At 66.4% G+C, this 12,413-nt stretch carries 12 protein-coding genes; 7 read left to right on the forward strand and 5 right to left on the reverse strand.

Translation table 11 applies throughout. The features are described 5' to 3' along the window. The first annotated feature begins 4 nt into the window (after nucleotides 1-4). The 4 genes from ACE3TH_RS06835 to ACE3TH_RS06850 are packed head-to-tail and all read left to right on the forward strand — an operon-like array spanning nucleotide 5 to nucleotide 3,281. The gene (locus ACE3TH_RS06835; protein WP_374598637.1) at nucleotides 5-1,054 is read left to right on the forward strand and encodes a DUF2125 domain-containing protein; all 1,050 of its coding nucleotides are present in this window, start codon (nucleotides 5-7) and stop codon (nucleotides 1,052-1,054) included. A 10-nt stretch (nucleotides 1,055-1,064) separates the two neighbouring features. Then, a complete protein-coding gene (locus ACE3TH_RS06840) occupies nucleotides 1,065-1,748 on the forward strand; it encodes a hypothetical protein (protein ID WP_374598639.1) in 684 nt (227 codons plus the stop codon). A 16-nt stretch (nucleotides 1,749-1,764) separates the two neighbouring features. Further along, nucleotides 1,765-2,853 (forward strand): histidinol-phosphate transaminase, encoded by a 1,089-nt coding sequence (gene hisC, locus ACE3TH_RS06845; RefSeq protein ID WP_374598641.1) that lies wholly within the window; start codon nucleotides 1,765-1,767, stop codon nucleotides 2,851-2,853. Beyond that, the gene (locus ACE3TH_RS06850; RefSeq protein WP_374598643.1) at nucleotides 2,850-3,281 is read left to right on the forward strand and encodes a hypothetical protein; all 432 of its coding nucleotides are present in this window, start codon (nucleotides 2,850-2,852) and stop codon (nucleotides 3,279-3,281) included. Before hisC ends, ACE3TH_RS06850 begins: the two co-directional genes overlap by 4 nt. Here the strand turns inward: ACE3TH_RS06850 and ACE3TH_RS06855 are convergent. The 3 genes from ACE3TH_RS06855 to ACE3TH_RS06865 all read right to left on the reverse strand — a co-directional run bounded on the left by ACE3TH_RS06855 (nucleotide 3,268) and on the right by ACE3TH_RS06865 (nucleotide 8,000). After that, nucleotides 3,268-4,074, reverse strand: a complete 807-nt coding sequence (locus ACE3TH_RS06855) for a TIGR02186 family protein (protein WP_374598645.1) — start codon at nucleotides 4,072-4,074, stop codon at nucleotides 3,268-3,270. The two genes, ACE3TH_RS06850 and ACE3TH_RS06855, sit on opposite strands and share 14 nt — an antisense overlap. A 10-nt stretch (nucleotides 4,075-4,084) precedes the next feature. Then, on the reverse strand, nucleotides 4,085-5,005 hold the full coding sequence (locus tag ACE3TH_RS06860; protein ID WP_374598647.1) for a sulfite exporter TauE/SafE family protein: 921 nt from the start codon (nucleotides 5,003-5,005) through the stop codon (nucleotides 4,085-4,087). A 121-nt stretch (nucleotides 5,006-5,126) separates the two neighbouring features. Then, entirely contained in the window at nucleotides 5,127-8,000 is a 2,874-nt protein-coding gene (locus ACE3TH_RS06865) for a hypothetical protein (protein ID WP_374598649.1), read from the reverse strand. Nucleotides 8,001-8,243: 243 nt separating this feature from the next. Here ACE3TH_RS06865 and ACE3TH_RS06870 point away from each other — a divergent pair, with 243 nt between their 5' ends. Both ACE3TH_RS06870 and ACE3TH_RS06875 read left to right on the forward strand, forming a co-directional pair. After that, a complete protein-coding gene (locus ACE3TH_RS06870) occupies nucleotides 8,244-8,450 on the forward strand; it encodes a hypothetical protein (RefSeq protein WP_374598920.1) in 207 nt (68 codons plus the stop codon). 74 nt (nucleotides 8,451-8,524) lie between these two features. Further along, nucleotides 8,525-9,028 carry a pyridoxamine 5'-phosphate oxidase family protein gene (locus ACE3TH_RS06875; protein WP_374598651.1) on the forward strand — a complete coding sequence of 168 codons (504 nt, stop codon included), beginning with the start codon at nucleotides 8,525-8,527 and terminating at the stop codon, nucleotides 9,026-9,028. 24 nt (nucleotides 9,029-9,052) lie between these two features. Here ACE3TH_RS06875 and argF read toward each other — a convergent pair whose 3' ends face one another. Next, the gene (gene argF / locus ACE3TH_RS06880) at nucleotides 9,053-9,967 is read right to left on the reverse strand and encodes an ornithine carbamoyltransferase (RefSeq protein ID WP_374598653.1); all 915 of its coding nucleotides are present in this window, start codon (nucleotides 9,965-9,967) and stop codon (nucleotides 9,053-9,055) included. A 163-nt stretch (nucleotides 9,968-10,130) separates the two neighbouring features. On the opposite strand from argF, the gene ACE3TH_RS06885 reads away from it, so the two are divergent. Then, on the forward strand, nucleotides 10,131-11,120 hold the full coding sequence (locus ACE3TH_RS06885) for a hypothetical protein (protein ID WP_374598655.1): 990 nt from the start codon (nucleotides 10,131-10,133) through the stop codon (nucleotides 11,118-11,120). A gap of 9 nt (nucleotides 11,121-11,129) precedes the next feature. Here the strand turns inward: ACE3TH_RS06885 and ACE3TH_RS06890 are convergent, their stop codons facing one another. Further along, nucleotides 11,130-12,326: an aspartate aminotransferase family protein gene (locus ACE3TH_RS06890; RefSeq protein WP_374598657.1), complete on the reverse strand. Its 1,197-nt coding sequence runs from the start codon at nucleotides 12,324-12,326 to the stop codon at nucleotides 11,130-11,132. Between the last annotated feature and the right edge of the window lie 87 nt (nucleotides 12,327-12,413).

The following is a 12,413-nucleotide window of genomic DNA, read 5'->3' on the forward strand; positions in this document are numbered from 1 at the left end:
TTCCATGACCGACCGCGTCGTCCGCCATTCCCGCCGGGGCCTGATCATCCCCTTCCTGATCGTCGGCATCGCGCTGGCGATCTGGAGCGGGTGGTGGCTTTATCTGTCCGATCAGGTGCGGACGCGACTGGAGGCGCAGGAAGCGGCCCTGCAAGCCGATGGCTGGACCATCAGACATGATGGCACGGACATCAGCGGCTATCCGTTTCGCGTTCGGGTCGCCCTGCCCCAGGCCGACATTCTGGCCCCATCCGGCCACGGCATCGCCGCGCCGGAACTGGTGGCCGAGGCCAATGCCTGGAACCCCGACCACTGGGTCATGATCGCGCCCGACGGCCTGACCCTGACCCGCGCCGCCAAGGGCAGGGTGAAGATCGACGGCGACGGCCTGCGCCTCAGTGTTAGCGACCTGCGCGCCCGTTTCCCCGACCTGCGCGTCGAGATGATCCGCCCGACCTTCACCGCCCTGCCCGGTGCCGAACCCTTCCCCATCGCCTCGGCCCGCCACATCCAGCTGGAGACCCGTCCGGCCCAGGCACCGACGGCAGGCGACGACTCTGTCGACGTGCTGTTCCGTCTGGTCGAGGCTAAGGGCCGTCCAGGCGGTCCGGTCGAGGGCGCGACGCGACAGGGCGAGCTCAGCCTCGATCTGGAAAGCACCATCATCGGAGCCAGCCACCTGCGCGCCATTGACGGGCGCGGCGTCTTCGCCGCCTTCACTGACGCCGGGGGCCGGTTCGCACCCGTGCGGGGTGAGATCCGTGCCGGTGACAGCCGCGCCCGCCTGTCCAGCGAGACCCTGTCTGCCGATGCTAATGGCCGCCTGACCGGCACCCTGGCCGTCGTCGCCGAACAGCCCATGCAGGCCATCGCCGGTCTGGCAGGCTCCCGGACCGGGGCCGTCAACCGTCCCGCGGCAGCGGGTGCCGCTGTCGCCGCCGGAGCCGAGCAGGCGACCCGGGGCGAGGAACCGGTCGAACTGACCATCGACTTTCGCGACGGCCGCACCTGGTTGGGCCCTTTCGCTTTGGCCCCTGCGCCCAAGCTGTTTTGAGGCCCGTCAGATGCTGACGGAGCCGCAGACCGACACCGCTCTTCTGGCACTGGACCGAGCGGTGGCCGAGGCCGTGCGCGATCGCCTGGTCGCTCCACCCGCCGCCAGCGCTGATACCCAGGCCATCAGCGTGCGCCAGACCCTGGCTGGTCTGACACTCGCCCAGAGCGCCGCTGTCCGCGCCGTCCTGGGCCGCATCGACGCCGCGCAGGGCTTGCCACTGGTCGTCTGGGGATCCTCGGCTCAGGTTCTGGCCGCAGACCGGTTCGGCCTGAGCGCCCGTATAGCCGCCGAGCCGGAACAGGCCCTGGCCGCCGTCCGCGCCGGCTCACGGGCCCTGATGGACCTCACCCCCGCCAAGCCCTGGTGGGGAAGGCTGCTGGCCGAGCCGAAGTTGCGCATCGTCAGTGCCCTGCCCGACGACCGACATGGCACGCCACGCGTCCTGATGGTTCAGCAGACCCAGCCCGGCCCCACCGGCGACGACCGCACCTTCTGGGTCACCGACAGCCCCTCTGCCGATACACGCATCGTCGAGAGCCTGTCGGCCGCAGGCCTGGCCGCGACACCGTTGATCGCGGCGGGCGGGTTGAAGCTGTTCACCCTGGCGGGCTATGTGCAGGCTGAAGACGACCGGTTGAGCGACGCGCCGGGCAGTTTGCACGGCATCATCGGTGCCGCCCCCCTGTTCTGATTTTTCGAGGATCTCCATGCCCCAAAGCCCCGCCCCCAAGCCCGGCATCCTCGACATCGCGCCCTATGTGGGCGGCAAGTCGGCCATTGCGGGCGTCGCCGAGCCGATGAAGCTGTCGTCCAACGAGAATGCGCTCGGGGCTGGCGAGAAGGCCCGCGCCGCCTATGAGGCCGCACTAAAGAACATCCACCTGTATCCCGATGGCCGGGCCGGAAAGCTGCGCGATGCGGTTGCCGAACATTACGGTCTGGAGCCTGAGCGGCTCATCTTCGGCAACGGCTCGGACGAGGTCTTCGCCCTGCTCAACCAGACCTATCTGACGGCCGGGGACAATATCGTCAGCGGCCAGTACGGCTTCCTTGCCTACCGGATCAGCGCCCTGGCCAATCAGGCCCAGGTCAAGCTGGCCCCCGAGCCCGAGTTCAAGGCGACGCCCGAGGCCCTGCTGGCCCAGGTCGATGACCGCACCCGCATCGTTTATGTCTCCAGCCCGGCCAATCCGACCGGCAGCTACAATACCGCCGAGGAAATCCGCCGCCTGCATGAGGGTCTGCCCGCCGACGTGATCCTGGTCGTCGACGAGGCCTATGCCGAGTTCGTCATCGCGCCGGACTGGGAAACCAGCTTCGGCCTGGCTCGCGACGCCTCCAACATCGTCGTCACCCGCACCTTCTCCAAGATCCACGGCCTGGGCGGCCTGCGTATCGGCTTCGGCTATGCGCCGCTGGCGATCTGTGAGGCCATCGACCGCATCCGCCTGCCGTTCAACGTCTCGGTGCCCGGCCTGGACGCCGCCACCGCCGCCATCGGCGATGAGGCGCACCAGCAGGCCTCGCGCGATCTGGTTGAGACCTGGCGCCCCCGTCTGACCCAGGCCATCAAGGGCTTCGGCTTCGAGGTCTTCCCCTCGGCGGGCAACTTCGTGCTGGTCCGCTTCAAGGACGCGGGTCAGGCCGCCGCTGCCAACGACTATCTCAACAGCAAGGGCATCATCGTCCGTGCCGTCGGCGGCTACGGCCTGCCGGACTGCCTGCGCATCACCATCGGCACCGAGGATCAGAACCGGGCGGTGATCGATGCCTTGAGCGAGTTCGCAGCCGGGTGACCAACGGGAATGACATCAGCAATGAGCGCGTTTTGTTCGGGCTCTTCTGTAGCGCGCTCTTCGGGTCGGCCTTGATCGCAGTGTATGTAGCGATAGCTACAGTCTCCCTGGTTATGGGATTTGCAGCCTTTGTATTTGGGTTGATGGTCGCGATGCCAAGCGCGTTCGTCATCGGTATTCCAGTTTTTCTTTTTTTGAGCTCCAGAATTCGCCTGCGGCCGATCTATTCGATGCTCACGGGCGGCTTTATTGCCGCCGTTCCCTACCCGGCCTACATGGCATCAGTAGGCATAAGCTACGGAGTTCCAATCGCAGATATTCTCGCGATGATCCCGTTTGCTGTAGTGCTCTTCGCGGTTGGTGCAGCTTCCGGTCTGTTATTCTGGTGGACTGTCACTCGTCCGCGCCGCGGCCCTAGTCCCGTTTGAACACGCGGCTCGCCGCCCAGCCTGTAAAGGCGGCCAGCAGGACGCACAGGATGCCATAGGTCCAGGGCCGGTTCTGCGAAAACTCGTAGATGTCGCGCTCGATGCCGACCTTTTCGACGGTCAGGTCCAGTTCGGTCGCGCTGACGGGTTGACCGTCCTGGAACAGCCAGACCTCGGCCTCGTACTTGCCGGTTGGGGCGACGGCGGGCAGTTCGATCTGGGCGCGGAACAGGCCGCGGTCCACGAATGTGACCCCGGTCGGATCGGTGTTGTAGAGCGCTGCCTCCTCCCGCAGGCGGATCACGGCCCTGCGCCAGTCCAGATAGTCCTCGCCCAGACGGCTGACGACCACGTCGCGTACGCCATAGCGGGTGACGGTGCGGCTCTCCTCCGGTGCATTGATACGCAGGTGATCCAGCCCGATGCCCTCGCGGCGCAGCTGGCCGAAGTCTGCGATGTCAGACAGGGGCCGACTGGTCGCCGTCATGTAGAAGCCGGGTGCGCCTTCGAACAGCACTGGTCGGCTGTTCAGCCAGACGCCGGTGTTGCGGGTCTTCTTGACCAGACGGACCGGACCATCCGGGCCACGCACCACCACCACGACATCGGCAGGCGTGTCCGTCGGGTTGAAAACCGCGCCGTACAGGACGATGGACGCGCCCCGGAAGCTGGAGTCGACCCGCACCTCGGCATTGGTCAAGGCGGCGGCGACGCGGACCTGATCGGTTGTGGCGGCCGACGCCGAGGGCGCAGGCGCTTCGACGGCGGGCGGTGGCGGCGGCAGCTGGATCATCACACCCTCCTCAGTTCACGCCGGGGGCGAAGGCGAACAGGTCGCTAGGCCGCACGAACAGCTCCAGGCCCATCTGGATCCCGACCAGCAGGACGATCAGCCCCAGCACGGCCCGCAGTTCCTCGGCCCGGAACTTGGCCGACCACCGCGCCCCATACTGGGCCCCGACTACGCCGCCCAACAGCAGGATCGTCGACAGCACCACATCCACCGTCTGGTTCCGCCCGGCCTGCAGCACCGTGGTCATGGCGGTCGTGACGATGATCTGGAACAGGCTGGTCCCCACCACCACGCTGGCGCGCATGCGCAGGACGTAAAGCATGGCCGGCACCAGGATGAAGCCACCGCCCACGCCCATGATGGCCGAAAGAATGCCCACCAGAAGCCCCAGACCCAGCGGCGGTATGGCGCTGATGTACAGCCCCGAGCGCGGAAACCGCATCTTGAGCGGCAGGCCATACAGCCACAGCGGACGCCGCCGCTCCTTGTGCGGCACTACCTCGCCGCGCACCCGACGCAGGATGGCCCCCAAGCTTTCGTAGAGCATCATCAGCCCGATGGCGCCGAGGAACAGCAGATAGGAAAGGGCGACCGCCAGGTCCGCCTGCCCCAGCAGGCGCAGGTAGCGGAAGATCTCGACCCCCAGCAGGGCCCCCAGGACCCCGCCGACCGCCATGACGCTGCCGATCTTGAAGTCGATGGCCTTCTTGCTGGCGTAGTTGATGACGCCCGACGTCGAGGAGGCGACGACGTGGCTGGCCTGGCTGGCGACGGCCACGGCCGGGGGTATGCCCAGGAAAATCAGGATGGGGGCCATCAGAAAGCCCCCGCCGATGCCGAACAGCCCGGACACGAAACCGACCATCGCCCCCAGCAAAACCAGGAACGGCCAGTTCACCGAAACCTCGGCGATCGGCAGATAGATATCCAAAGGACGCGCCTTCGGCTGGAACGGAAATCAAACGCCCGAAAGCGACGGTGAAGGTCTCAAACGCATAGACGCGTCAGATGTTTACCGCCACCCGCCGCGCCCGGAATAACTGCCGCCAGGATTAGCCGAGGGGTTCAACCTGGAACCGTTCGGCCTCCGCACGGGCCTGGCCGCGAACCTCGGTCGGCACGGTGGCCTTCAGACGCTCGACCGAGGCCTGGGCGTCGCCGTCGCCAGAGCGGGCGGCGATCAGATACCATTTGTAGGCTTCCGACAGGTCCTGACCGATGCCGTTCTCGCCGGTCTCGTACAGTTTGGCGACGTTATACTGGCTGTCGACCAGACCCTGATCGGCTGCGCGACGCAGCCAGGTCAGGGCCGAGGGGCCGTCCTGCGTGCCGCCGAAGCCTTCAAACAGATACATGCCATAGGCATGCATGCCGCGGGCATCGCCGCCCTCGGCCGCGCGCTTGGCCCAGAGCCGGGCCTGGACCGGATCGATGTCCAGTCCCTTGCCGCCGTCCTGATAGAGGCCCGCCAGATGCAACTGGGCCTGACCAAAGCCGAGGTCTGCCGCCTGCTTCAGGGTGTCGACACCGGTCGCGTCGTCGGCATCCAGCTTGGCGATCGCCTCTTCATAGAGGGTTTCGCCCCGGGCCAGATCGGCCTCTGACGGGGCCGCCGGGGTCATCGCCAGGGCCGCCGTCGGCATCACGGTCTCGCCGCCGCCGGTGAACCGGTCCAGACCGGGAATGGTGACGCCGTTGCCCGTTATCTGACCATAGGCGACCACGCCCGCCACGGTCAGGGTCGCGGCCAGGGCCGAGGCCCCCAATGCCTTGCGCACCGTGCCGCCCGACTGCTTGTCCATCCGCTCCTGCAGCCTGGACTTGCCACCGCGCTTCAGTCCGAAGGCTGAACGCGGCGCATCCGACTCGGCCGGGGCCATGGCCGCACGGGCCGCGTTGATGGTCTGGCGTGTGTCGGACGACCGGACCGTCCGGTCGCTGACGAAGTCTGTCCCGGCGTCGAAATCCGTCCCGAAGTCGTCGACGTCGTCGTCAAGGATATCAGGTGCGGTCGCGGCCAGGGCGTCCGACACATCGGCACCGCCAAATCCCCGACCGAAAGGCGTCGATGTCGGTCGCTGTGCAGGTGCGCTCTCGAAGGTCGGCACGACCGGAGGTTCGGCTTCGGCCACCTGTTGCGCCTCGGCCTCCGGGGCCTCATCCCGATCCTGCGACAGGGGACCGTGCAGGACTGCGTCCAGCAGGTCGTCGGACACCATGGCGGCCGATGTCCCCGTCGTCGGTGCGACAGGCTCATCGACCTCAGATTCGGCAGCCATCGAGGCCGGGACCTCCGCCTCGACGACGTCATCGGTCCAGGCGGTCTGCGCCACTGGGGCCACATCCTCAAACATCGGATCGGCGAAGGGCGATTCGACGTCACCAAAGTCCGCCTTGCCGAAATCGGAATCGGGGAAGGCCGCGTCCGGGAAGCTGGCACCGGGATAGGCTGCTGTGCGCCAGTCGGGCTCGGCCTGATAGACCGGAGCCGAAACGGCTGGCTTGGGCTCGACCCGGCGCAGCAGGGTGTCGCGCGCCTCGCTCAGCAGTGCTGCCGTACGCTCTTCGGACTGGCGCATGCGCTCGGCCAGTTCGCCGGACGCGCGGTCATAGCGTTGCTCGATCCGGCCCGAACTTTCGCTCAGACGTTGGCCGATGTCGTCCAGGGCCTGGGCGGAGCGGCGCTCGGACTGGGTGATACGCTCGCTGAGGCGGTCGGAGATGCGGGTGATCTCGCTGCCCAGGGTTTCCAGGGCCAACGCATGACGATCGTCCGATGCCGTCAGTCGGCGCTCGACCCGCTGGTCCAGCGATTGCGTCAGGGTCTGGGTCAAGGCGTGGGACAGTTCGCCCATCTCTGCCTCGACCTTGCGGGACGCGGCCTGGCTGGCGGCCTCGACGATCCGGTCCAGACGACCGGCACCTTCGGCTTCGACCGCCTCGACCCGACCGTTCAGATTCTGGGCGATCTTCAGGACTTCGCGCCCCATGGCCTCGACTGCGCGGGCGGCGCGTTCTTCGGAGGCCTTGACCTGATCGCCGATGGCCTGGACGGCGCGTTCGATCCGGTCGATCCGGCCTTCGGTCTCGGCGGTGTCGAGCCGCCGCATCATTTCCGAACGGCTGGCCTCGACCTGACGGGTCAGGGTTTCGGCCAGCTTCTCGAAGCGGGCGGCCTCACGCGCCCCTTCCGGCTCGACCCGCCCCTCGGCGGCACGCATGCGCTGGTCCAGCCCGGCAAATGACCGCTCCAGCCCACGAAGAGCCTCGGTCGTGCGCGCCTGCGCCTCGTCCAGCCGCGCCCCGACCTGGGCCAGCAGATCGGTGCCCACGCCGGGACCGGCCGCCTTCTCGATGGCCTCCATGCGCCGACGCAGGTCTTCGGTCCCCGCCCGCTGACGCTCCTCGATGTCGTAGAGACGACCCGTGATCGCTCCGACCGACGCCTCGATCTTGCCGAAGGCGTCGGCGGTTTGAGGCCCGACCTCCTGTTCGAACTTGCGCAGGCGACGGTGGCCCTCGCGCAACTCCTCGGCGATGTCGTCGATGCGGCGCGCATAGGTCTTGCCCGTCGCGTCCTGCCCGTCGAGACGGCGGACCAGTCCGCTGACCGCCTGATCCACGCCCTGAATGGCCACGGTCGAGCGCCGCTCTGCCGCTTCCAGACGCGCGGCAATGGCGTCGATGGACGCCCCCAGGCGCTGCCAGCCTTCGTCGCCCGACCCATAGGCGTCATCCAGACGTCGGCTGCGCCCACGGCGCTCATAGGTGTCGGAGACATGCGGACGGCGGGCCAAAGGCACGACGCCGTCATCGTCGTCGCCGTCCTCCAGGATCATGGTGTTCAGCCATTCGCCCAGAGTCATGCCCGAGCGACGCGCCAGGTCCTTGGCGATCTCACGGGCCTTGGGTTCGATCCCCTTCACGCTCCAAGGCGCCGCTGCGCTCACTGATTCGTCTCCCCACCTTCACGTCGAACGCTAATCGTCCAGATCGTGGGTGTAAATGCGTGGTTAACCGCTAGATGTTGCGTCGTCACGAACTTCTTGTGGACACCGCCGCACGCAGACGATTTCTCGCGCTGATGCGGTTAATGCGCCGTAAAGATTAACGGTCCGGCAAGGTGTTGCGCCCTTGCGCACGGCAGGCTCACAGGCCACTTGGCCGGCATGCCCCTGAGCGTCACCCTCGCACTCATCGCTGCCGCCGTCGCCCTGACGGTCTTCGCCGGCTGGCGCGGGGCGCGGCCCTGGGATCCGCGCAAGGGCGTGCGCATGATCCCCTGGCGGGTCATCATGCTGCTGTCGGCGACCGGCGTCTTCATCCTGGCCATCCATCTGGCCGCCCTGATGGGCATGCCGATGAGGACCTATTGAGGGATCGGCGACGCGGAACCATCAGCGGGGCTGGGCCCTTCTCCTGACCGTCCCCGAACGATCAGGAGCCTGCCATGAGCGACAAGACCCTCACCCCCGCCGAAGCCGAAACGGAGTTTTGGAAACACCTGAAGTCGTCCAACACCGGCATGCTGGGACTGGACCGGCCCGGCTACCACAGCCAGCCCATGACCGCCTTCCGTGACGAGGACACCAGCATCATCTGGTTCTTCACGCGCAACGACACCGATCTGGCCCGCGATGTCTCGGGCGAGGCGCAGGACGCCATGTTCACCTACGGCTCCAAGGATCAGGAAGTGTGGGCCTGCTTCCACGGCAAGCTGTCGATCGACCACGACCAGGGCGTCATCGACCGCAACTGGAACCCGATCGTCGCCGCCTGGTACCCAGAGGGCAAGGACGACCCTCATCTGACCCTGCTGCGCTTCGACGGCGACGACGGTCGCGTCTGGGTGTCGAAGAAGGGGCCGGTCGGCTTCTTCTACGAGATTGCAAAGGCCAATCTGACCAAGACCACGCCCGATGCCGGTGGTGTCGCAGACGTCAATCTGCGCTGATGGATCGTCGGGGGCTGATTGCGATCAGCCCCCAAAACACCAAGCCAGAACGGCCTTCTGGGCATGGATGCGGTTCTCCGCCTCGTCCCACACCAGCGACCGCGGGCCATCGATGACCGCGTCGGAGACTTCCTCCCCCCGGTGCGCGGGCAGGCAATGCAGGAAGACTGCATCAGGCGCGGCCGCTGACATCAGGGCATCGTCGACGGTGTAGCCGTCGAACGCCTCAAGCCGGTCTTCATAGTCGCCGTCGCCCATCGACACCCAGGTGTCGGTGACGACCACGTCGGCACCCTTGACCGCCTCGCGTGGATCGCTCGTCAGGGTCACATGCGCCCCGCCCTTGGCCAGGTCGTGCAGGTCGGGATGATAGTCAGCAGGACAGGCGACCTGCAGATGGAAATCCAGTTTCGCGGCCGCATGCATGAAGCTGTGGCAGACATTGTTGCCGTCCCCGACCCAGGCGACCGTCTTGCCCGCGATCGGGCCGCGATGTTCCTCGATCGTCAGGATGTCCGCCAAGATCTGACACGGGTGCGACCGGTCGGTCAGGCCGTTGATCACCGGCACGGTCGAAACCCGAGCAAACCGCTCCACATCCTCGTGGTCATTGGCCCGGATCATGACCGCATCGACCATGCGCGACAGAACCCGCGCCGTATCCTCGACCGGCTCGCCCCGCCCCAGTTGCATGTCTCCCGCATTGGCGATGATCGATGACCCACCGAGCTGGCGGATGGCCGCATCGAAGCTGAAGCGTGTGCGGGTGGAATTCTTCTCGAAAATCATCGCCAGCACGCGATCCTTCGCCGGCGCATCGGCATCGACGCGCCCCTTGGCCCAGCCCTGGCGCGCGGCCTTGCGCGCATGGGCGTCGTCAAGGATGGCGCGCAGGTCCTCGGAGGACAGGCGATGGATGTCGAGGAAGTGGCGCACCATGATGAACTCCTCCCGCCATCAGGCGGTTCGGCGCGTTCATGCTGTCAGACAGGCGGAATGGCAAGCCGGAGATATGAGGTCATGGCGTTCGTCGAGCCGTGTTCTGGACACTGACGCGCGCCGATGTTTAGTCTCCCCCTGTTGTGAATGCAGGGGTTCATCCATGACCTTTCATAGCTCACCGGAAAGATCGGCGTTGGGTCGTGGCGTCGCCATCGGTTTGGTCACCTTCGGCCTCATGGCGTGCGGTTCTGAATCACGCGCAAACCCCGAAACGGCGGCGGACAGCGGCGCGACGGCGTCCAGCGCCCAGGATGGACCGGCGGTCTCTCAGAACGAGATGACGGCCATCATGACAGCCGCCGGTTTCGACCGACCGCAAGGCGACAACCAGTGGCGCGACAGCGAGGACGATTGCGACGCGGTCTATGCCGAAATCGAACAGTACCGGGACCTGAATGGAGACGGTCGACCCGATGCTCTGGTCAAGAGTGACAGCGACGACTGCTATGGCATGAACCAGCGCCGCATCACTCTGTTGACGCAACATGGGGGCGAATGGCGGACCATCGCCGACTTCCGTGAGACCTTCGGCCACTACGCATTTCACGCTCGCCCCGGGCTGGCATGGCCCGACATCGAAATGGTCAACGGCATGGACGAAGACGCGGGGTGCATCGAGTTCCTGCGATGGAACGGCCGCGAATACGTCCTGGGCGGCACCAGCGACAAAGGGCAGATCTGCACCCTGACGGACGAAGGTCGCCAGGCGGCCGCATCAACCGCCTCGACCGCATCATCGTCTGGCGGTGCTTTGGCCTTTCCGCCGTTAGAGAAGGGCTATTACGCCATCGGCCAGACCTGTGCCCAGGCCATCGCCGATGGTGGCGACATGATCAGCTATTTCGACGAGCGCACCCTGGCCTCGTTCGACGGTGCCATCACCATCGACGGCTTCGAGGCGCTGGGCGGCGACCGCTATCGGATAAAGGCCTCCAGCCGCAATGAACTAGATGCGGTCGACCGCGCAGATTTCGACATCGTCGTCAGCGGACGCGGCAGCTTTTCGACCGTTGAATATGGCGATCGCTACACCCACTGCCCAACCAGCCAGGTGCCCCGTTCGGTGAGGCAGGATCTCGGAGGCGGTTGAAGTCGCGCCTCAGGTGGCCGCCATCTTGCCGCGCGCGACCTCACACGCCTTTTCGAACCGCTCGACCGCCTCGCGCGCCTCGTTCAGCGTCAGGTTCAGGGGCGGCAGGATGCGGACCAGATTGTCGCCACCCCCTGCCACCAGCAGCTGCGCCTCGTCCCGCGCCCAGCCCATGAATTCGCGGTTATTGGGGATCAGCTTGACGCCCATCAGCAGGCCCTTGCCGCGTACCTCGACGATAACATCGGGATAGCGGTCCTTCAGCCCGTTCAGCTGCTGTTTCAGATAGCCGGCGACCTCGTTGACGTTGGCCAGGGTCTCGGGCTTCGAGACTTCGCCGAACGCCGCCAGACCCACGGCCATGGCCAGCGGATTACCGCCGAAGGTCGAGCCGTGGACGCCCGCGACCATCCCGCTGGCCGCTTCGGTCGTCGCCAGACAGGCCCCGATGGGAAAGCCGCCGCCCAGGGCCTTGGCGATGGCCATGATGTCTGGGGTCATGCCGCCCCACTCATGCGCCCACAGCTTGCCGGTCCGGCCCATGCCGCACTGGACCTCGTCGAAGATGATCAGCACGCCGTGCTCGTCGCACAGATCGCGCAGGCCACGCAGGCAGACCTCTGGGATGGCCCTGCAACCGCCCTCGCCCTGGACCGGCTCGACGATGATGGCGGCCGTCTTGGGATTGGCGATGGCAGCCTTGATCGCGTCGTGATCGCCGAACTTCAGCTGGTGGAAGCCCTCCATCGGCGGGCCGAAGCCATTGGTGTAGCTGGGGTTGGCCGCGGCGTTGATCGCGCCATAGGTGCGGCCGTGGAAACTGCCGTCGAAGCCATAGATGTCGATCCGCTCGGCATTGCCCTTGGCCGAGTGGTACTTGCGCGCCGTCTTGATCGCGCACTCGACGGCTTCCGTGCCCGAGTTGGTGAAGAAGACCACATCGGCAAAAGACTTTTCGCACAGGGCGTCGGCCAGGGCCTCCTGGCCTGGAATGCGGAAGATGTTCGACACGTGCCACAGCTTTTCAGCCTGATCCTTGACCGCCTGGATCAGGACGGGGTGGGCGTGGCCCAGGGCATTGGTCGAAATGCCCATGACGCAGTCCAGATATTCGGTCCCGTCCTTGGCCCACAGACGTGCGCCCTGACCGCGATCCACCTCCAGCGGCGCACGGTTGTAGACACCCATCAGATGTTCGGTGGACACGGAACAGACCTCCAGAAACGCGATGGCCCCGGCGCGGGCGGCGACGGGACCGTTAGAAAAATGGATCAGGCCTTGTCGAACGCAGGG

This window comes from Brevundimonas sp., assembly GCF_041919755.1.
GTDB lineage: Bacteria > Pseudomonadota > Alphaproteobacteria > Caulobacterales > Caulobacteraceae > Brevundimonas.

What these genes read in the sequence shown, in the direction of transcription:
- ACE3TH_RS06885 (WP_374598655.1), top strand. Translation starts at nt 10,131, where the DNA reads ATGACCTTTCATAGCTCACCGGAAAGATCGGCGTTGGGTCGTGGCGTC.
- ACE3TH_RS06870 (WP_374598920.1), top strand. Translation starts at nt 8,244, where the DNA reads ATGCCCCTGAGCGTCACCCTCGCACTCATCGCTGCCGCCGTCGCCCTG.
- ACE3TH_RS06875 (WP_374598651.1), top strand. Translation starts at nt 8,525, where the DNA reads ATGAGCGACAAGACCCTCACCCCCGCCGAAGCCGAAACGGAGTTTTGG.
- ACE3TH_RS06835 (WP_374598637.1), top strand. Translation starts at nt 5, where the DNA reads ATGACCGACCGCGTCGTCCGCCATTCCCGCCGGGGCCTGATCATCCCC.
- ACE3TH_RS06840 (WP_374598639.1), top strand. Translation starts at nt 1,065, where the DNA reads ATGCTGACGGAGCCGCAGACCGACACCGCTCTTCTGGCACTGGACCGA.
- ACE3TH_RS06855 (WP_374598645.1), bottom strand. Translation starts at nt 4,074, where the DNA reads ATGATCCAGCTGCCGCCGCCACCGCCCGCCGTCGAAGCGCCTGCGCCC.
- hisC (WP_374598641.1), top strand. Translation starts at nt 1,765, where the DNA reads ATGCCCCAAAGCCCCGCCCCCAAGCCCGGCATCCTCGACATCGCGCCC.
- argF (WP_374598653.1), bottom strand. Translation starts at nt 9,967, where the DNA reads ATGGTGCGCCACTTCCTCGACATCCATCGCCTGTCCTCCGAGGACCTG.